The sequence below is a fragment of the Paenibacillus camerounensis genome, assembly GCF_000723885.1.
GTDB classification, from domain to species: domain Bacteria; phylum Bacillota; class Bacilli; order Paenibacillales; family Paenibacillaceae; genus Paenibacillus_AQ; species Paenibacillus_AQ camerounensis.
The window spans coordinates 1-18,911 of record NZ_CCDG010000098.1; the positions used below are offsets into that span (position 1 = coordinate 1).

Here is an 18,911-nt window from a genome sequence, read left to right on the forward strand (position 1 = left end):
ACAGTAACAGTAACAGTAACCGTACACCGTACACCGTACACCGTACACCGTGTTTATGTTGAAAGAGTCCCTTTTTACCCGACAAAGTGGGTGTAGAGGGATTTCTTGTTTTCTGCCGGATTAACTATACGAGCTTTGGACCTTGAAATAGCTGCCAGTGTCCGAGTCTTATTGGTTGAGATGAATAATGGAAACGGCTGGCTCTATTCTTCTTTAATACTTCAGAAGTACCGCCAACGCCCTGACTGTCCAGAATTTAGGTGGAAATTCGCCACCTAAAACCGGCATTTCTGGACGTAAAACAGGATTAGTTGGATTTTCGCCATTTATTTTGACGCCAATTTCCTTTTAATAAGGGGATGTTAGGTATTAGTTGGACATTTTCCATTTAATCGCTAAATTCCGGGGGAGTCTGGATAATTAGGTTGCGAAAATCCACTTAACTATCCGGCGAGTTTATCATTTTAACTAAAGTGTAGACGTCTGCAGACATATCACGGAGAGATTAATGAAGCACAGCTATTAAGGCGACCACTCCTAATTATTAGGAGTGGTTGCTAGGTGAACGACTAAATATCGTATGCTGTCGAAATATACAGCAACGTGTCTAATACTGGGTTACTTCCGCCCTAAAGTGCCGTTCCCGTGAGCTGCTGGAACGATACCTGGCCCGTTCAAGCGTAGCATTTGATCAATAGCGGGTATTATTAGCAACCTATCTACGCCCGCTGTCATCAACCCCTCGCCGCCATCACGCCCCGCCGCCATCAACGCCCCGCCGCCATCACGCCCGCCGTCACCAACGCCTCGCGGCCATCAACGTCCCGCCGTCATCACGCCCGCGGCCCCGCCGCCACCAACGCCTAACCCGGGCTCCGCTTGTCCCTCAGGTCGTCTCTCCTGTCTCCAGCTCGACCGGGAGCACGTATTGTGCCGAGACCGGAGCGCCGTGCACCTGGCGGAGGATCAGATCGACGGCCAGCTTGCCCATAGCCTCGATCGGCTGGCGGATGGTGCTGAGTGCAGGCCCGAGCATGCTGCGCAGGGCGATGCCGTCATAGCCGACAATCCGCACATCCTCCGGCACCCGCCGGCCATGCTCCCGGCAGGCCTTGAGCGCATAGGCGGCGATGATGTCGCTGCCGGCAAAGATGCCGTCCGTGCCGGGCTGCTCGCGGAACAGCTGCGCGAGCAGCCGCTCGTAGGCCTTGACATCGAAGCTGTTGTCATCCGTATGCAGCAGGGCATACGGGATATGCTGCGCCTGCGCTGTAGCGGCAAACGCCTCAAAGCGGAGTCCGGACAAAATGTTCAGTCCGGGATGTCCGCCGATATGGGCCAGCTGCCGGCAGCCCTTTTCAATCAAGAGCCGGGTTGCCAGCACGCCGCCCTGATAGTTATCGGAGCAGACGTATGGGATAGCGGGCGAAATCTGCCGGTCAAAGCTGACCAGAGGCAGATTCATCTGCTGATAGGCCTCTACCTCCAGCGTGTGGCTGCCCATAATGATCCCGTCCACCCGGCTGGCGCGCAGCATATCGATATACTCCAGCTCCTTCTGCTTGTCCTGCTGTGAGTTGCATAGCAGCAGCTTGCAGCCGCTATGATAGGCATGCTCCTCAATATAGCCGGTAAGCTCCCCGAAAAAAGGATGTGCCACGCTGGGGATAATCAGTCCAATAATATTGGACCTGGAACGGCTAAGTGAGCGGGCCAGCTCATTGGGGCGGTAGTTCAGCTCGTCCATGGCCTGAACTACCTTTTTCTTCAGTTCCTCGCTTAAATATCCCCTGTTATTCAGCACCCGGGAGACGGTGGTGACCGAGACGCCTGCTTTTAGCGCAACGTCTTTAATTGTAGGCATGGTAAGCCTCCTGTCTGAGCGGTTCTTAGCAGCTTCATTTTATCGTGCTGCCGGGGCAGGTGTCTATTTACGGGGCGTTTTACTTCACTGTTAATTCCTATTATTGGCAGTCGGCTGATCATCCCGTTTACCGGATGTTTTCTGGTTCTATATATCTGACAATTTACGCTATTCTTTATTTCAAAAATTAGTGTTTCACCCTATAATTAAATATAAGAAAGTCACCGTCACCGCACAATTGATTCACTCCCATAAGCCTATACATAAGCAGCATGTCCCGAACTGAGCGGCAGTTAACATTTTCCCGGATAAAAGAGGATGGGGGAAGGGGTTTACCCAAATGAGTTATTGTCGAAGCCTTCCGTTTTTTAACTTTGAGATGGATGAATGGGAGTGTAAACATGGACGTAAGACATATCAATCTCAAGGGATTTAGATGGCTCGTGCTGTTATTTTTGCTCTGCGGAGTGTTCAGCCAGCCTGCACCGGCAAGTGCAGAAGAGCTGCCGCCGCCAAATGTGCTGGTGCTGCATTCCTATCACAAAGGGTTCGCCTGGACGGACGAGCAGGGAGCCGGGATTGAGCAGACTCTTAAAAGTGCACCCGGACAACCGCTGATCTACAGTGAGTATATGGACTGGAAGCGTTACCCCGGCGAAGACAATCTCAAGCACTTCTATCAGACTATCAAGCTGAAGTATCAGTCCGTTCATATCGATGCGGTTATGACCACGGATGATGCTGCGCTGAGCTTCGCGCTGAAGTACCGCGGGGAGATTCTGGACAATGCGCCGATTATCTTCAGCGGTATTAATGAGCTGGGGGTGGAGAGCCTGGGGGATCCCGGCAATATTACAGGTGTCATAGAAAAAATCAACCCCCTCAAAACGATCCAGATGGCGATGGAGATTAATCCCTTTATCAACAATGTCTACATCTTATATGATAATACGGAAAGCGGCCTGTCCACCGGAACAATGGTCAAGGAACAGCTTTCAGCACTGAACCCCTCGCTGCAGCTGCATCCTATGAACCGCCTCTCCAAACAGGAAATTCTCGATCAGGTATCGGATCTTTCATCTGACAGTATTGTGCTTATGACTACATACTATAGCGATTCGACAGGGCGTACAGTTGAGTTTGACCGTTTTTCCGGAGAGCTGGGTGGGAGCAGCAGTGTCCCGGTATACCATATCTATGATTTCGGCCTGAATCACGGCGCCTTCGGCGGAAGCCTGATCAGCGGCATGATCCAGGGGCAGACAGCGGCCGGACTGGCTGTAAGGATTCTGGAAGGTGAAAAGGCGGATGATATACCGGTTGTTGATAACAGCAGCGTCCGCGATGTTTTTGATTACAATGAACTGCAGAGATTCGGAGTCTCTGTCAAAAAACTGCCGGAGGGCAGCGAGGTTATTAATACGCCGTTTTCTTTTTACGAAACGTATAAGGTGCTTGTGCTGAGTATTATTTCGGCATTTGCTGTGCTGGTGTCCTTTATTCTGATCCTGCTGTTCTATGTACAGCTTGTGAAGAGGATACGCAGCAATCTGGAGAAAAGCAATGAGCGCTTCGCGGTGGCGACCTACGGCTCAGATGCGGTAATCTGGGATGTCGATATGTCGAGTATGACCTATTATTTCTCGGACAGCTGGTATGAGCTGCTTGGATACGAACGGGATGAAGTGAACGAGGCCCAAGGCGGATGGATGGGGCTGATCCACCCTGAGGATGCCGGTGAGGAGAGCCGCCAGCGCGCTAATCATCTGGAAGGCCGTACCTCCTATTACTATAGTGAATTCAGGATTCAGAGCAAATCAGGGGAGTACAAATGGTTCCAGGCCCGGGGCAAGGTTCTGCGGAGTTCCGGCGGCGGCTTCGTCCGGTTTGCCGGCTCTATGGTTGATGTGACGGACCGCAAGGGCTATGAGAGCAAGCTGCAGATGAGTTATCAGGAGCTGGAATCCACCTATGAGGAGCTTACTGCACTGCAGGATGAGCTGCTTGAGCAGTATAACAAGGTGGTGGAGAACCAGTCGCTGCTGCAGACCAGTGAGGAGAAGTACCGGCTGCTGGCCTATAATGATGTGCTGAGCGGACTCCCTAACCGCCTGTCGCTGGCAGAAGCGCTGGGGCAGTTCATTAAAGAGCATGCGGGCGGGCATGCGGCCCTGTTTTTTCTCGATATAGATAATTTTAAATACATTAATGATACACTGGGGCATACCTTTGGCGACGAGCTGCTTGTAAAAGTAGGCGAACGGCTGCTGAAGCTGGGGGATGGCCGCAGCAGGCATTTCCGGTTCGGCGGAGATGAATTCGTTATCCTGTTCCGGGACAACAGAGGCTTCAGTGAAGTTATTGCCTATGCTGAATCCCTGGTACAGGGCTTCAAGGAACCGTTCGAGCTGCAGGCCAGCATTGTCCATATCTCTACCAGTATCGGGATCGCACAATATCCTGAGAACGGGGGGAATGCGGAAGAGCTGCTGAAGAACGCCGATATAGCGATGTATAAGGCAAAGGAAGCGGGAAAAGGAACCTATGTCGTCTATGGGCGGGATATGCAGCAGCATTTCGACGAGCGGATGGTCATCGAAACATATCTGCGCAGCGCGATCTCCAATCAGGAGCTGTCGCTGCATTATCAGCCGCTGGTAGACACGGCTTCCGGCGAGATCTGGGGTTTTGAGGCGCTGATCCGCTGGAACAGTCCGGTGCTTGGTTTTGTATCACCGCTGTCCTTCATCAAAATTGCCGAGGACTGCCGGCTCATTGTCCCGATAGGGGAATGGGTGCTCCGGACTGCCTGCCGGTTCATTAAAGATTTGAATGCAAAGAGCCGCGGAAGCTACCATATCTCCGTAAATATTTCTGTAATTCAGCTGATGCTGGAGGATTTCACGGATATGGTGCTGGATATTCTGCAGGAGACCGGACTGCCCCCGGAATACCTGGAGCTGGAGATTACGGAGTCGATCTTCATGGAGTCTTTTGAGAAGATCAGCTCGAAGCTGGAGGCATTGAAGGCAAAGGGAATCGGCATTGCCCTCGACGATTTCGGGACAGGCTATTCCTCCCTCAGCTATTTGAAGCAGCTGCCGATTACAACACTCAAAATCGACAAATCGTTCATCGACAGCATTGATACCCCTAACAACATGTCGCTGGCCCGTTCGATTGTCACTATCGGGCACGATATGGGGCTGGGCGTCACCGCTGAAGGGGTGGAGACGCCGGAACAGCTCGCTTTTCTGGAGCGTACCCGCTGTGACAAGATCCAGGGCTACTTCATCAGCAAGCCGATCCCGCAGCAGGATGTGGCAGAATGGGTGAAGGAGAGACGGGCGGGCTAACTTCATTAGATTAGACAGCAAGGCTGCCGACTCTTGTACAGAGACGGCAGCCTTGTGTTGTGTGCATACATATAGTTCAGAGTGCTGCTTAAGGAGACGGCTCTACAGGGATTGCGGGATAACCGCCTCTGCTTCAATCTCGATCAGCAGCTGCGGATCAATCAGCGCCTTAACCTCAACCATAGTGGCAACCGGCTGAATATCACGGAAAAATTCGCCGTGTGCCCTGCCGTATTCCTCCCATTGTGAGATGTCTGTAACATACATTCTTGTCCGGACTACGTGATTCATGCCGGAGCCAAGATCTTTCAGTGCCTGTTCAATCGTCTGCAGAACAAATTTAGCCTGTTCATACGGATTGCCTGCAAAGGCAACCTCCCCGTTCTGCATAGCGGTTGTGCCGGCTACCTCAATCCGGTCCCCGATTCTTAGCGCCCGGCAGTAGCCGACGGATGATTCCCAGGGTGAGCCTGTAAATACCTGCTTGCGTTCCATTCCTGTACTTCCCCCGCTTTCTTGTTCACATTAGCTTCCTTCAGGCACGGTGTATCCCTCTATACGTGTATCAAACGGTTATTTATCCTGGCCGGTATCCTGGCTGTCAGTGCGGATATAGTCATGCATCGCCTTGCGGTCGAGCAGTGTAATGCGGCTGCCCTTGAACTGTATCCAGCCTGTATCGCGCAGATACCCCATTTCGCGGGAGAGCGACGGCCGGGCTGTGTTCAGATGCTCGGCCCACTCCTTGCGGCTGAACGGCAGGCGGATCAGGTCCGAGCCCTGCTGCACCGCCTGCTCCAGCAGAAAATGAATCATCCGTCGCCGCAAGGGACCTGCGGACAGCATTTCGATTTTACGGTTAACGAGCACCAGCCGTTCGGACAGATTCTCAATAAACCGGTTCAGGATGTCCGTATCGGCAGAGAAGAGCCTCAGCAGCTCCTGCTTGCTGATAAACATGATCAGGCAGGGGCCGGTAGCCGTGACGGTGGCCGGAACGAGGTTCTCCTTGCGGAACAGCACGGCTTCACCGATGGTCTGTCCCGCACTCAGATGTGCAATGGTCACACCGCTGCCGGTTGGATGGGTTTTCTGTACCTCCACCCTCCCCGAGAGGATGATGCCGATCCGGTCTGCAGTATCCCCTTCAGAGAAGATCAGCATATTTTTCTGGTAGGAGGCTACCGTATAGATCATTTTGTGCAGGAGGAGCTCCAATTCTTCCGCGGACTTGCCCCGGAACAGCAGACAGGACTGCAGGACGGCGGTATCAGGTGTCATTGGCTTCCTCCACATTTAAATTTAATCGGTAACATCCGTTACCGATTGTATGGCGAAAGTCTACTACAATATTCAGTAACTGTAAAGGCGGGACGAACGGTGCCCTGCCAGCGAGACAATACTAATATTGAGGGAGTGAACGCCAAGTGAGCAGCATGTTTTGTTTTCAATGTCAGGAAGCGGCGAAAGGAACAGGTTGTACCATTCAGGGGGTGTGCGGCAAGACCAGTGAGGTAGCCAATCTTCAGGACCTGCTGATTTATACCCTTAAAGGAATCTCCATCTTCGCACGCAAAGGCCGGGAGCTTGGCATGACCGACTCCGTTACCGATAAATTCATTATAGAGAGCCTGTTTGCAACAATAACGAATGCGAATTTTGTACCCGAAGCCTTTACATCCAGAGTACGGACGGGACTTCAATTGCGTGACCAGTGGAGCAGCCGGCTGAAGCAGGCCGGGGCGGCAGCGGAGTTTGCTGATCATGATGCGGCAGTATGGAACGCTGAAACCGATGAAGAGCTGATTGCCAAGTCGGAGACGGTAGGTGTTTTGGCAACGGAAAATGAAGATGTACGGTCCCTGCGGGAGCTGCTGACTTACGGGCTGAAGGGGATGGCGGCTTATATGGAGCATGCAGCAGTGCTGGGCTTCGGTGATGCCGGCTCGCATGCTTTTATGGAAAAGGGCCTTGCTGCGACACTGGATGACAGTCTGAGTGCAGGTGAGCTTACCGCTCTGGTTCTGGAATGCGGCAAATTCGGTGTGGATGTCATGGCTCTGCTTGATCAGGCCAATACAACCACATACGGCAATCCTGAAATTACCAAGGTTAACATTGGTGTAGGCCGTAATCCGGGAATCCTGATCAGCGGGCATGACCTGAAGGACATGGAGGAGCTGCTGAAGCAGACAGAAGGTACCGGGGTGGACGTGTATACACACAGCGAAATGCTGCCGGCCCACTATTATCCGGCTTTCAAGAAGTACAGCCATTTTGTCGGCAACTACGGCAACGCCTGGTGGAAGCAGAACGAGGAATTTGCCAGCTTCAATGGTCCGATTCTGATGACTACGAACTGCATCGTACCGCCTAAGGACAGCTATAAAGACCGTCTGTATACGACAGGCAATACCGGCTTCCCGGGTGTACAGCATGTTCCTTCCGGTGAAGACGGCAAGAAGGACTTCTCGGCGATTATCGCCCAGGCCAAGGAATGCGCTGCTCCGACAGAGATTGAAACCGGCGAAATTGTCGGCGGCTTCGCACATGCGGCGGTTATGAATGTGGCGGATCAGGTGGTTGAAGCGGTGCAGACAGGGGCAATCAAGCAGTTCTTCGTCATGGCAGGCTGTGACGGGCGGATGAAGAGCCGTAATTACTACACGGACTTTGCTTCCGAGCTGCCGGGAGATACCGTTATTCTTACTGCAGGCTGCGCGAAGTATAAATATAACAAGCTTGATCTCGGCGCAATCGGCGGAATTCCGCGTGTACTCGACGCCGGCCAGTGCAATGATTCCTATTCCCTTGTCGTTATTGCCCTCAAGCTGAAGGAAGTGTTCGGCCTGGATGATATCAACGACCTGCCGATTGCCTACAACATTGCCTGGTATGAGCAAAAAGCGGTAATCGTACTTCTGGCCCTGCTGCATCTGGGTGTGAAGAACATCCATCTCGGACCTACACTGCCGGCCTTCCTGTCGCCTAACGTGGCTAAGGTGCTGGTCGACAACTTCGGTATCGGCGGCATTACAACGGTTCAGGAGGATATGGAGCGGTTCATGGCCGTTGTATAATTCATAGTGTAATTATGTATAAAAGCCTATAGCAGCCCCGGCCGGAATCCGGCGGAGCGGAGCTATAGGCTTTTTTTGGCGTCTGCTCTTACGGCAGACGGTAGAATGCAAACGGCTCGCCGCCGCGGAACGGACGGCTGGCTTGGTCCAGACGCTCCAGTATCTGCTTGTCCAGCCCCAAAGCGGCGCTGTTCAAATTCTGCTCAACCTGCTCCGGCCGCGTGGCGCCTACAATGACGGTGGATACGGCTGGCTGGTGCATTAGCCAGGCCAGTGACAGGGCGGTAGGTGTGGTGCCGAGCTCGTCAGCTATCCGGCTAACCTCGTTGCCCAGCCCGATCCGCTCGGGAGTGAGGAAACGGCTGAAGTTCGGATCGGTCTCTGCGCGCGAACCGGCCGGAGCCCCGCCGCTGTATTTACCGGTCAGAATTCCGCCGGCAAGCGGGAAATACGGGATGATGCCCAGTCCCTGGTCCAGACAGAGCGGCAGCAGCTCGTTCTCCGGCGTGCGGTCAGCCAGTGAATAGCTGCACTGGATCGAGGTGTACTTCATATAGCCCCGCGCCTCGCTGATTCCCAGCGCCTTCATCAGCTCCCAGGCGGCATAGTTGGAAGCACCGATATAGCGGACCTTACCTGAGGAGACCATATCATCAAGCGTGCGCAGTGTCTCATCAAGCGGAGTATAAGGATCGAAGGTGTGAATCTGGTACAGATCCACATAATCCGTCTTCAAGCGGCGAAGGCTGCCTTCCAGCTCCGTCATCAGATGCCGGCGTGAGGAGCCGCCGCTGCCGTCAGCCCGCGGCAAGCCTGCTTTGGTGGCCAGCACGGCATTCTGGCGTCTGCCTTCCAGCGCCAGCCCGATAATCCGTTCTGATTCGGTACCGGCATAAATATTGGCAGTGTCTATGAAGCTGATGCCCTGATCCAGGGCGGTATGGATAATCCTGATCGAGGTATCTTCATCGGCCCGCTTGCCAAATGCATTGGTTCCAAGGCCCAGGGCGGATACCTGCAGTCCGCTGTTGCCTAAACGGTTAAATTTCAAGACAGTCACTCCTTTGAATGGTTTAGTGACGGGTTCAGCCCGCCGTCTTCCGCGAACAGCTCCAAAGCGGTATCAATCAGCAGCCTGACTGCAATCGAGGCTTCCTCCAGTGAATGGACAGCAATATGTACATCGCGGTGGGCATCCGGTGAGAGCTCACGGACGATGACGTTGCCGGGCGGTGCGAGCAGCGAAAGCTCTGAGAGCACACCGACAGCCAGCCCCTCCTTAATCATGTTCAGCGCCGTACTGTAGCTGTTGACCACATATTTTACATTAAGCTCGCTGCCGGCGCGTCTGAACAGATCAATAACCGGAGGTTCGTATCCGGCCCGGCAGATCATCATCGGCTCCTGCTCCAGATCCTTTACGCGGACAATCTTATTATGGCCCAGCGGATGGCCTTCAGGCAGCACGGCATAGAGCTTCTCCCGGAACAGTGGTATCGTCTCGAACTCCTCCAGCGGCGGAATAATCAGCCCGGCATCAATCTGGCGGGTCTCCAGCCACTCCTTCACCTCAGCTACCGAGCCCTCATGGACAGAAATGTCTATACCGGGATACCTGGCCGTAATGGAACGGATGATCTTCGGTACAAAGTACGCAGCGGCAACCGGAAAAGCCCCGATCCTGATAAGGCCCTTCTCCAGTCCCTTTTCTGCGGAGACCTCCTGCTCCACTTTGTTGAACCCGCCGAGAATTTCCCGGAAAATGATCAGTACACGCTTGCCCACCTCGGTAAGCATCAGCCCGCTGCGGCGGTCACGCAGCAGCAGCTTGACGTCAAGCTCGGTCTCCAGGGCGGAAATGGCCCGGCTGACCGCCGGCTGGGTCATGTTCAGCTCCTGGCCGGCCTTGGTGAAGCTGCCGGTCTCGGCAATTTTGACAAATAAAAGAATCTGGTTATTGTTCATAACAAATATGGTATGCCTCTCATGATAATAATGCATTTCAATTATGGATACGGATATTGTATCATTTGGATTGACTAAGAAACAAGAGGTGAACACAATGTCGCAACGCAGTAAAACAGTCATACTGCTTACTTTTCTGGTGATTGTCTGGGGCATCAACTGGCCGCTGTCCAAAATCGCCTTAACCTACGCGCCCCCGCTGCTGTTCGCCGGTATCCGAACGGTAATAGCCGGGATCATTCTGGTTATAGCCGCACTGCCAAGGTGGAGGCAGCTTAAGTTCCGGCGGCTGTGGCCTGTCTATCTGGCATCAGCTGTGCTCAGCATTGTCTTTTATTACGGATTCCAGACCATTGGCCTGCAATATGTTCCCTCCGGCCTGTTCTCGGCCATAGTCTTTCTGCAGCCGGTGCTGCTTGGCATCTTCGCCTGGATCTGGCTGGGAGAGAGCATGTACGGACTGAAAATATTCGGCCTGCTGCTTGGCTTCTCCGGGGTTGCAGCGCTTAGCATCGGCGGATTTACCGGCAGCATCTCGGCAGCCGGAGTGCTGCTGGCACTGGCCAGCGCACTGTGCTGGGCCCTCGGCACCGTGTATATGAAGCGGAATGCGGCCCGGGTGGATATGCTGTGGCTGACTGCCATGCAGATTATGCTCGGGGGCCTGATCCTGCTGGCTGCCGGATCGGTTACAGAGAGCTGGTCGGCCATTACCTGGAGCAGCGCTTTTATTGTGAATACACTGTTTATCGCTGTATTCGTTATCGCACTCGGCTGGATGGTGTACTTTAAACTCATTAATGAAGGAGAGGCGGGAAAGGTAGGCTCGTATACTTTTCTGATTCCGCTGATATCAATCGGCTCAAGCGTGCTGATCCTGCATGAGCATGTTACGCTTAACCTGATCGCGGGTCTGCTGCTAATCGTCAGCAGCATTATCCTGGTGAATGTGAAGCTGGGGCGAAGCAGGAGGGAGCATCCGGGCGGAGGAGGAGAGCTGCGCCGCAGCGAGGGATGACCTTGATAGACAAGAGCCTGCAGATTGCCCCGGGAGGCAGACTGCAGGCTCTTGTCTGTTCATTAAGCCTGATTTCTTAACCGCAGGCTCTGGGCGGTAAATACGGTCTCCCCCGCCGGAGTATCAATCTCGGCGCTGTAGCCCCCGATATGGATGCTGGTGCCTGAGATTTGCCGGACGGAGATTTTATGCCCTGCTGTCAGCAGTGATCTTTGTCCTGCTGCCGCTCCGGCCTGCTGCAATACAATGGATTGCCCCGCCTCGGCCGTGGAGCCGCTGCATACCGAATCTGCCGGTATATAGCGGATATTACCCGCTGCCCGCAGGGTGGTGTTAACAGTGCCTTCCCCGTGAATATGCAGGTCGCCTCCCGACTGGAGCAGACTGTCCTCTGCCCCGGCAATATTAATCCGCACATTTCCCTCGTGCATATGAAATACTCCGTCCCTGAGTTCCTCCAGCAGATTCAGGAAGGTGCCGACTACATCATCGTTAATGAATTCCGTGAACTGTCCGGGGTGCAGAAAAATTTCCAGCATATACTTCAGCTGCCTTGTATCCATAGGAGCAGCCGGATCGTCTCCGGCAAGTAGCTCCTGCAGTCCGCGCAGCATGCCGGGGAGATGGATGTATTTACCTTCAAGCAGGTGCAGCACGACCAGCCCGTATTTCACCGGCTGCTGGCGGGAGCGAAGATTGCTCTCGAGCAGCCGGGCAGCATTCCGTAGCAGGCTTAGTTCCTCTATCAGCTGTTCAGGGCACTTATACAGCCGGTGCTGTCTTGCCCCGCATTCACCGCTGTAAATGTGGCTGTCTGTAACCCTGCCGCGGATAATTACGCTGCCGGTGGCTGCTATCACAGCATGACGGACGTCACCGGAGATGTATACGTTCCCTATTGCTTCTATAGTGTAATGCTCCCCGATTCCCTGCGGTGCTGTGATATCCCCTGCGAAAATAAGGGTCCTTTCAGCAGCATCCATATGGTCCGGCAAGACGTAGGTTTCCGGAAAATCAATACGCATAGCCGTGGTATCCCAGCCCGTAAAGCGCGGCCGGCCTTCGCGCTGTGAGACAATCTTCCCGTTCGGCAGCAGCCGGCAGCAGCCGGAGTATGTAAGAGATATATCCTCCGGCTGCGGAGCGGGCAAGATACCGCCGAACACATCGTACCCGGGCATTCCCTCTTCCGGGGGCAGCTTGCAGGCCAATACCTCCCCTGTCCGTACCCGGAAAGGTCCCATTCCGGAAGAATCCGCTGCAGACTGTGGACCGGAGGCTCCGCTTGTGCTGAACGCTTCTGTTATTAAAGACAGCCTTGCCTCCGGCTCAATCCGCCCTTTTTTGCCCGGGAGCGGGGCCTTGCCTACAGCAATACAGACCGGCTGATAGGTCGGATTATTCAGCTCTGCATACAGGGCCGGAATGTTTAGATTCGGGATGAAGGAGCTCTTGGATAGGTCGGCTACAATCTGGTTCACAGTCAGCTTCGAGAGCAGCAGATCATAGTTCGGCTCAGCCCGGACACATACCTTGGCCGAAGCGGGGCAATTGACCAGCTTCCAGGCATACTTCTCTACACGGTAGAGCGTAAAATAGGCGCTGAGCCCGTCTTCGGAAACGGTAATCTGGTACTGCGGCTTCTCGCTGATTTCCCAGCTCAGCTGGTCAGATGAAGTAATAGCGGCGGGCTCTGTTGCTCTGGTCCGGTTAATTCTGAGCACGACGGGGTGAATGGCAGAGATGACGGCAGCTTTGCCGCCGGGTAAAGGGGGAGTAATAAAGATCTGGTCATTCTGCACGATAATCATTCCATTCTTCTCCTCATGCCCGGCAGATCCGATTGGCGGTATGAAGGGGAGAGTAGAAGTAAGAGAATGGACGGCAATGAAGGCAGGCATGGCGCTGAACGCATGCCGTGGCTGATCAAGAGTGTGATGCGGCATTGTTTATAACCTCTCTTTTTTCGATTATCAGAAACCGGCAGCCTGGCAGCCATAAATGCCGAATGCGCATGATTAGGCCCATTGCTTTGCGTCCTGCCCTTTCAGACAGTTTGCCTTTATACATGAGACGAAGATAAACATTCAGCATGAGGTCATTTATTCGACCGTGATCGACAATAAAGAATTCTTAACTGGTACTATAGTACTGGATTTTAGTGGTTGCTGCAAATAATCCTTATTTTAATACTTGTGCAGCAAGTTTTCAACTGTGATTTTATCTAAAAAATCGCAGCCGTAGTAGGGTGCAACAGCCGGCAGTGGGGCTTGAACTCCAATCCGCACACCGGGACTACAAAAAAAAAGACTCTCCTACGCTTACAGCTTGTGGGAGAGTCCTTTGTTAACAAGAGGGATACTGCGGGCAGCTTCGCTTCTTGCCGGCAGGGCTGCAGCAGAAACTGCTGCGTAACCGGCCTGCTCGATAACATCAAGCACACGGTTCAGATGGGAGAACACAGCGCCGAGATCGCGGATGGCTGTGAGCGGACAGTGCCCCTGCAGCTCAGCGAACCAGGAGAGCTGCAGCTCGCGGGCGTGACGCGCAGATTCCGTAAGCGGGCGTCCGGCTTCTGCTTTCGACAGCGTCCTAGCACCGTAGAGTGCAATACAGTCAGCGGTTGCTGCCATGACCTCATTCATCCGGTCAGAAGCGGCATAGTGCGCAGGCAGCAGGGATAGCTCCTCCGCAATTTCTTGGACATAGAAGTGAACCTTCTGCAGATGCGCCGTAGCCTCGGCCAGTCCGTGCATTTCTTTACGGCAAGGATAATGTGACAGAGTGTACAGCAGCTCCTTCTGCAGGCTGCTGCTCTTCGCCAGCAGAGCGGAGGAGCGCTTCAGGGTGCTGCTGGCCGGTTCCCCGGCTTTGCCGCCTGCGGCAAGTCCGCTTAGGGAATCAGCCAGCAGCAGGCTCCCTTCAAGAGCCAGACCCTTCACCTTATCGAAGCCCTTCGGCGGAACGATAATCATATTAATCAGGAGGGCAATCAGTACGCCGATCAGCGTCTCTGCGAGTCTCCATACAACATAATGATCATGGTAAAAGGTAAGCGCGAGCACCGACGTTACCCCGACCTGGGAAACGGCCTGAACATTTATCCGGCAGGCGGTGGCAACTCCGATGCCGATCAGCAGGATCAGCAGAAGTGAGACGATGCCTATGTCCAGGAAGCGGCCTACGATCAGGCTGACCGCTCCGCCAAGCACAATGCCGAGCAGCCGGTAGCACCCCTTTTCAAGTGAGGCTTTAACGGTGCCCTGTGTAATGAGAATGGCAGCAAGCGGTGCAAAGTATAAATACTGGTCGCCGTAAAGGCCGTGTACAGCCAGCCAGGACAGTGAAGCGGCCAGCGTAATCCGTATCATATAAAGGGATAATCCAAATTTCTCAAGGCGGTCTTGTAACCCCTCGTTCATGTTTGTCATCTTCTTTCGTAAAAGGAGGAATTTACAGGCTGTTTTCAGCCGTTTTCATTATAGCACTTCAAAACGGGCGTGCAGGGGCCATATTTTACGAACTTGTTAAGAATCCGCCGGAGTTTTTACATTGTACGTTATCGCATATATGGGATTGATCCGATATGCTATATAATATGAAATGTTGTCGAAGCAGGGGCGGAATTGTCGGTGCGGCGTTTCTTCGCCGGAAGGCGCCGATTGCGCTCTGCGAGATGAGGGTAAAATAGGTTGTATTACATAAGGTAAGGGAGGTTGTTGGCTATAGCTACCCCGGAAGGCACTATTATTTCTTTTGACCAGGTTACTAAGCAGTATGATGATGAGGAGGCCGTGTTAAAAGGCGTCAGCTTCGAAATTGAACGCGGCAAGTTCTATACACTGCTTGGCCCCTCCGGCTGCGGCAAGACGACCATTCTGCGTCTGATTGCCGGCTTTGCAGAGCCGACGGAAGGTTCTATTTATCTGAACGGAAAAATGATCAACCACATTCCCGCCAACGAGCGGCAGGTCAATACGGTATTTCAGGATTATGCCCTGTTTCCGCATCTGGATGTGTTCGAGAATGTGGCCTTCGGACTGCGCATCAAGAAGCTTAAAAAGGATGTCATCACCCAAAAGGTGCAGGAAGCGCTGCGTTTCGTCAACCTTGTGGGCTATGAGCAGCGTGCAATTAATGAAATGTCCGGCGGCCAGAGACAGCGTGTGGCGATTGCGCGGGCGATCGTTAACGAGCCGCAGGTACTGCTGCTGGACGAGCCGCTGTCTGCGCTTGATCTGAAGCTGCGTACCGAGATGCAGTATATTTTGCGGGAAATGCAGCAGCGGCTGGGGATTACCTTCATCTTCGTCACGCATGACCAGGAGGAAGCGCTGGCGATGTCGGACTGGATCTTTGTCATGAACAAAGGGAAAATCGAGCAGAGCGGTACGCCAAATGATATATACGATGAGCCGATTAACCGCTTCGTTGCCGACTTCATCGGGGAGTCGAATATTGTACCGGGTGTGATGATCGAGGATTATCTGGTGGAATGGGGCGGCCGCCGGTTTGAATGTCTGGATGCCGGGCTGCGGCCGAATGAAGCAGTGGAGATTGTTATCCGTCCGGAGGATCTGGAGATCTCCCCGCTTGAGCAGGGCAAGCTGAAGGTGCGCGTAGATTCCCAGCTGTTCCGCGGGGTGCACTATGAAATCAGCTGCTACGATGAATCCGGCCATGAATGGCTGGTTCACTCTACCCGTAAGGCGGAGGTAGGCAGCGAGATCGGGCTTTATTTTGACCCGGAAGCGATTCATGTTATGCGCTTCGGCGAAACGGAGGAAGAATTCGACAGACGTCTGGAAGCTTACGGCGAGGTAGAGAGCCATGACCAATAAGGGCCGGTCGTATTATCTCATCCCTTATTACCTCTGGATTGCCTTATTCGTCATCGCGCCGGTGCTGCTGATTATTTACTATTCGCTGTTTGATCTGGACGGGAAGCTTACACTGGATAACTACGTGAACTTCTTTACACCGGTATATATGAAAATGATGCTGAACTCCTTCTGGTATGCGTTCCTGATTACAGCATTTTCGCTGCTTGTTGCGTACCCGGCAGCCTATCTGCTGACCCGCACGAAGCATAAACAGCTGTGGCTGCTGCTGATCATCCTGCCAACCTGGATCAACCTGCTGCTGAAGACGTATGCGTTCATCGGGATTTTTGGCACCTTCGGGCCGGTTAACAGCCTGTTCGATGTCCTGGGAATCGGGGAGCAGCAGATTTTGTTCACCGGGTTCAGCTTTGTGTTTGTATCGGTGTACATCTTCATTCCGTTTATGATTTTGCCGATCTACAGTGCCCTCGAGGAGCTGAATCTGTCCCTTGTAGACGCTGCCCGTGATCTCGGCGCTTCCGGGTGGACGACGTTCCGCAGGGTTATTTTTCCGCTGACGATCTCCGGGGTACGCTCCGGCTGTATGGCGGTATTTATTCCGGCGCTGTCGCTGTTTATGATTACACGCCTGATTGCCGGCAACCGGGTCATTACGCTGGGTACCGCCATAGAACAGCACTTTCTTGTTACGCAGGACTGGGGCATGGGCTCGACGGTTGCCGTGTTCCTGATCGTAATTATGGCGCTGTTCATGCTTCTGACCGGCAGCTCACGGAAAGGGGTGCGGCATGAAAAATAAAAACGGAATCGCTAATATATATCTGGTGCTGGTCTTTGTTGTCCTGTATGCACCCATTTTCTATCTGATGTACTATTCATTCAACAGCGGCGGCACGATGCATAAGTTCGAGGGCTTCACGCTCGATTATTACCGTGAGGTGCTGCAGGATACACGACTGATCATTATCGTAATCAACACGCTTGTTATTGCGCTGCTCTCTTCGTCGATTGCCACCTTGATTGCCGTTATAGGGGCACTGGCGATTCACCGCAGCCGCAGACGGCGTTCAAAGAACGCCTTGCTCTCGCTGAATAACGTCCTGATCGTAAGCCCGGACGTCATCATCGGTGCATCGTTCCTGATCCTGTTCACGATTGCCGGTATCCAGCTCGGCTTCACCTCGGTACTGCTCTCCCATGTGGCGTTCAGCATTCCGATTGCCGTGCTGATGATTCTGCCGCATCTGCAGGAGATGAGCCCGACACTGACTGATGCCGCCCGCGACCTCGGGGCAAGCCGGATGAGTGTACTGACCAAGGTTATTCTGCCGATCATCAAGCCGGGGATCTTCAGCGGATTCTTTATGGCGCTGACTTATTCCCTGGATGACTTTGCAGTAACGTTCTTCGTAACGGGCAATGGCTACGCCACACTCCCCGTCGAAATCTATTCCCGGGCCCGGCAGGGGGTATCGCTGTCGATCAATGCGCTGTCTACCCTGATCTTCCTCTTTACCATTCTGCTGGTCGTCGGCTACTACTTCCTGAATCAGCGCAAGAGCAAGCCGTCCGCTGCTGTAGCGGAGCCTGTAGCGGAAGCGGGGGTGCCGAGATGAAACAGCTGGCAAATGCTTTTCTGGCCATTCTGCTGGTTGCCTTCGGTCTGATGTTCCTTGCAATGCGCCTGAACTCGGCCGAAGGATATACTGGGGGCAATACGCTGACGATCTACAACTGGGGCGATTATGTCGATCCTGATCTGCTGGAGCAGTTCCAGGAGGAGACCGGAATCACGGTCATCTACCAGACCTTTGATTCCAATGAAGCAATGCTGACCAAGGTGGAGCAGGGCGGAACAGTCTTTGACGTTGTTGTGCCATCCGACTATGCCATCGCCAAGATGCGTGAGGAGAACCTGCTGCTGCCGCTGGATCACAGCAAGATTCCGAACCTGGAAAATGTGGATTCCAGGTTCATGGATCTGTCCTTCGATCCGGGTAATATGTACTCGGTCCCTTATTTCTGGGGAACAGTGGGCATTATTTATAACCCGGAGATGACAGGAGATATTGATTTCAGCAGCTGGAACTCCCTGTGGGACAGCAGGCTGAACAATGACATCTTCCTGGTGGACGGGGCCCGCGAGGTAATGGGCATGGCGCTGAACAGCCTGCATTATTCGGTCAACGATACCAACGAGGATCATCTGCAGGAGGCGTTGTCCAAGCTGAACAAGCTCTCGCCTAACGTTAAGGCTATCGTCGGTGACGAGATCAAGATGCTGCTGGCTAATGAAGAGGCGGCGGTCGGGATCGTCTGGTCCGGTGATGCATCCGAGATTATGGACGAGAACGACAAGCTTGACTATGTAGTACCTGAGGAAGGGTCGAACAAATGGTTCGACAACATGGTCATTCCGAAGACAGCAGCCAATGTAGAGGGGGCGCACCAGTTCATCAACTTCATGCTCCGCCCTGAAGTTGCAGCCCAGAACGCCGAATACGTGGGATACTCCACTCCGAACGTTCCCGGACTGGCGCTGCTGCCGGAGGATATCTCCGGCGACGAACGCTTCTACCCGCCCGCCGAAATCACCGACCGCCTGGAGGTCTACGACAACCTCGGCAAGCGGATGCTCGCCCATTACAACGAGCTGTTCCTGAAATTTAAGATGAACAAGAAATAAGGAATGTATAGTATAGCTGGATTAACAGGCGCCTGGCTGCGGTATAACCGTAGCCAGGCGCCTGTTTGGTTTGGAGGCTGCAGGTGTTTGCGGGCTGG

At 53.6% G+C, this 18,911-nt stretch carries 14 protein-coding genes and 1 riboswitch; of the genes, 7 read left to right on the forward strand and 7 right to left on the reverse strand.

From position 1 onward, the window contains the following. Window positions 1-886: 886 nt before the first annotated feature. Window positions 887-1,864 (reverse strand): LacI family DNA-binding transcriptional regulator, encoded by a 978-nt coding sequence (locus BN3772_RS28105; RefSeq protein ID WP_042203749.1) that lies wholly within the window; start codon window positions 1,862-1,864, stop codon window positions 887-889. A 401-nt stretch (window positions 1,865-2,265) separates the two neighbouring features. Between BN3772_RS28105 and BN3772_RS28110 the strand changes: the two genes are divergently transcribed. Beyond that, complete coding sequence (locus tag BN3772_RS28110) at window positions 2,266-5,220, forward strand: ABC transporter substrate binding protein (protein WP_052380736.1); 2,955 nt, start codon at window positions 2,266-2,268, stop codon at window positions 5,218-5,220. A gap of 102 nt (window positions 5,221-5,322) precedes the next feature. Here BN3772_RS28110 and BN3772_RS28115 read toward each other — a convergent pair whose 3' ends face one another. After that, a complete protein-coding gene (locus BN3772_RS28115; protein WP_042203751.1) occupies window positions 5,323-5,715 on the reverse strand; it encodes a RidA family protein in 393 nt (130 codons plus the stop codon). Window positions 5,716-5,793: 78 nt separating this feature from the next. Then, the gene (locus tag BN3772_RS28120; protein WP_042203752.1) at window positions 5,794-6,501 is read right to left on the reverse strand and encodes a Crp/Fnr family transcriptional regulator; all 708 of its coding nucleotides are present in this window, start codon (window positions 6,499-6,501) and stop codon (window positions 5,794-5,796) included. A 155-nt stretch (window positions 6,502-6,656) separates the two neighbouring features. Between BN3772_RS28120 and hcp the strand changes: the two genes are divergently transcribed. Beyond that, a complete protein-coding gene (gene hcp / locus BN3772_RS28125; RefSeq protein ID WP_042203766.1) occupies window positions 6,657-8,300 on the forward strand; it encodes a hydroxylamine reductase in 1,644 nt (547 codons plus the stop codon). Window positions 8,301-8,388: 88 nt separating this feature from the next. On the opposite strand, the gene BN3772_RS28130 is transcribed toward hcp, so the two are convergent. Next, the gene (locus BN3772_RS28130) at window positions 8,389-9,351 is read right to left on the reverse strand and encodes an aldo/keto reductase (protein WP_042203753.1); all 963 of its coding nucleotides are present in this window, start codon (window positions 9,349-9,351) and stop codon (window positions 8,389-8,391) included. A gap of 5 nt (window positions 9,352-9,356) precedes the next feature. Then, entirely contained in the window at window positions 9,357-10,265 is a 909-nt protein-coding gene (locus BN3772_RS28135; protein ID WP_042203754.1) for a LysR family transcriptional regulator, read from the reverse strand. Window positions 10,266-10,362: 97 nt separating this feature from the next. Here BN3772_RS28135 and BN3772_RS28140 point away from each other — a divergent pair, with 97 nt between their 5' ends. Further along, on the forward strand, window positions 10,363-11,283 hold the full coding sequence (locus BN3772_RS28140; RefSeq protein WP_042203756.1) for a DMT family transporter: 921 nt from the start codon (window positions 10,363-10,365) through the stop codon (window positions 11,281-11,283). 62 nt (window positions 11,284-11,345) lie between these two features. On the opposite strand, the gene BN3772_RS28145 is transcribed toward BN3772_RS28140, so the two are convergent. Together BN3772_RS28145 and BN3772_RS28150 are read right to left on the reverse strand one after the other, a co-directional pair. Beyond that, entirely contained in the window at window positions 11,346-13,229 is a 1,884-nt protein-coding gene (locus tag BN3772_RS28145) for a flagellar assembly protein A (RefSeq protein WP_086074804.1), read from the reverse strand. 33 nt (window positions 13,230-13,262) lie between these two features. Then, window positions 13,263-13,354: riboswitch (cyclic di-GMP riboswitch) on the reverse strand. Between the two features lie 250 nt (window positions 13,355-13,604). Then, window positions 13,605-14,705, reverse strand: coding sequence for an FUSC family protein (locus BN3772_RS28150; RefSeq protein WP_052380737.1), 1,101 nt, complete (start codon window positions 14,703-14,705; stop codon window positions 13,605-13,607). 294 nt (window positions 14,706-14,999) lie between these two features. Here BN3772_RS28150 and BN3772_RS28155 point away from each other — a divergent pair, with 294 nt between their 5' ends. Genes BN3772_RS28155 through BN3772_RS28170 form a run of 4 tightly spaced genes read left to right on the forward strand, consistent with a single transcriptional unit; the run spans window position 15,000 to window position 18,813 of the window. Continuing rightward, window positions 15,000-16,124, forward strand: coding sequence for an ABC transporter ATP-binding protein (locus BN3772_RS28155; protein WP_209443717.1), 1,125 nt, complete (start codon window positions 15,000-15,002; stop codon window positions 16,122-16,124). Further along, window positions 16,114-16,926 (forward strand): ABC transporter permease, encoded by an 813-nt coding sequence (locus BN3772_RS28160; protein WP_042203759.1) that lies wholly within the window; start codon window positions 16,114-16,116, stop codon window positions 16,924-16,926. The genes BN3772_RS28155 and BN3772_RS28160 overlap by 11 nt, the downstream gene beginning before the upstream one ends. Beyond that, window positions 16,916-17,743, forward strand: coding sequence for an ABC transporter permease (locus BN3772_RS28165; protein ID WP_042203760.1), 828 nt, complete (start codon window positions 16,916-16,918; stop codon window positions 17,741-17,743). The genes BN3772_RS28160 and BN3772_RS28165 overlap by 11 nt, the downstream gene beginning before the upstream one ends. After that, window positions 17,740-18,813, forward strand: a complete 1,074-nt coding sequence (locus BN3772_RS28170) for an ABC transporter substrate-binding protein (RefSeq protein ID WP_042203761.1) — start codon at window positions 17,740-17,742, stop codon at window positions 18,811-18,813. The genes BN3772_RS28165 and BN3772_RS28170 overlap by 4 nt, the downstream gene beginning before the upstream one ends. The last annotated feature ends 98 nt before the right edge of the window (window positions 18,814-18,911 follow it).

What these genes read in the sequence shown, in the direction of transcription:
- BN3772_RS28115 (WP_042203751.1), bottom strand. Translation starts at nt 5,715, where the DNA reads ATGGAACGCAAGCAGGTATTTACAGGCTCACCCTGGGAATCATCCGTC.
- BN3772_RS28110 (WP_052380736.1), top strand. Translation starts at nt 2,266, where the DNA reads ATGGACGTAAGACATATCAATCTCAAGGGATTTAGATGGCTCGTGCTG.
- BN3772_RS28120 (WP_042203752.1), bottom strand. Translation starts at nt 6,501, where the DNA reads ATGACACCTGATACCGCCGTCCTGCAGTCCTGTCTGCTGTTCCGGGGC.
- BN3772_RS28160 (WP_042203759.1), top strand. Translation starts at nt 16,114, where the DNA reads ATGACCAATAAGGGCCGGTCGTATTATCTCATCCCTTATTACCTCTGG.
- BN3772_RS28135 (WP_042203754.1), bottom strand. Translation starts at nt 10,265, where the DNA reads ATGAACAATAACCAGATTCTTTTATTTGTCAAAATTGCCGAGACCGGC.
- BN3772_RS28145 (WP_086074804.1), bottom strand. Translation starts at nt 13,229, where the DNA reads ATGCCGCATCACACTCTTGATCAGCCACGGCATGCGTTCAGCGCCATG.
- hcp (WP_042203766.1), top strand. Translation starts at nt 6,657, where the DNA reads ATGTTTTGTTTTCAATGTCAGGAAGCGGCGAAAGGAACAGGTTGTACC.
- BN3772_RS28150 (WP_052380737.1), bottom strand. Translation starts at nt 14,705, where the DNA reads ATGAACGAGGGGTTACAAGACCGCCTTGAGAAATTTGGATTATCCCTT.
- BN3772_RS28170 (WP_042203761.1), top strand. Translation starts at nt 17,740, where the DNA reads ATGAAACAGCTGGCAAATGCTTTTCTGGCCATTCTGCTGGTTGCCTTC.
- BN3772_RS28165 (WP_042203760.1), top strand. Translation starts at nt 16,916, where the DNA reads ATGAAAAATAAAAACGGAATCGCTAATATATATCTGGTGCTGGTCTTT.
- BN3772_RS28105 (WP_042203749.1), bottom strand. Translation starts at nt 1,864, where the DNA reads ATGCCTACAATTAAAGACGTTGCGCTAAAAGCAGGCGTCTCGGTCACC.
- BN3772_RS28140 (WP_042203756.1), top strand. Translation starts at nt 10,363, where the DNA reads ATGTCGCAACGCAGTAAAACAGTCATACTGCTTACTTTTCTGGTGATT.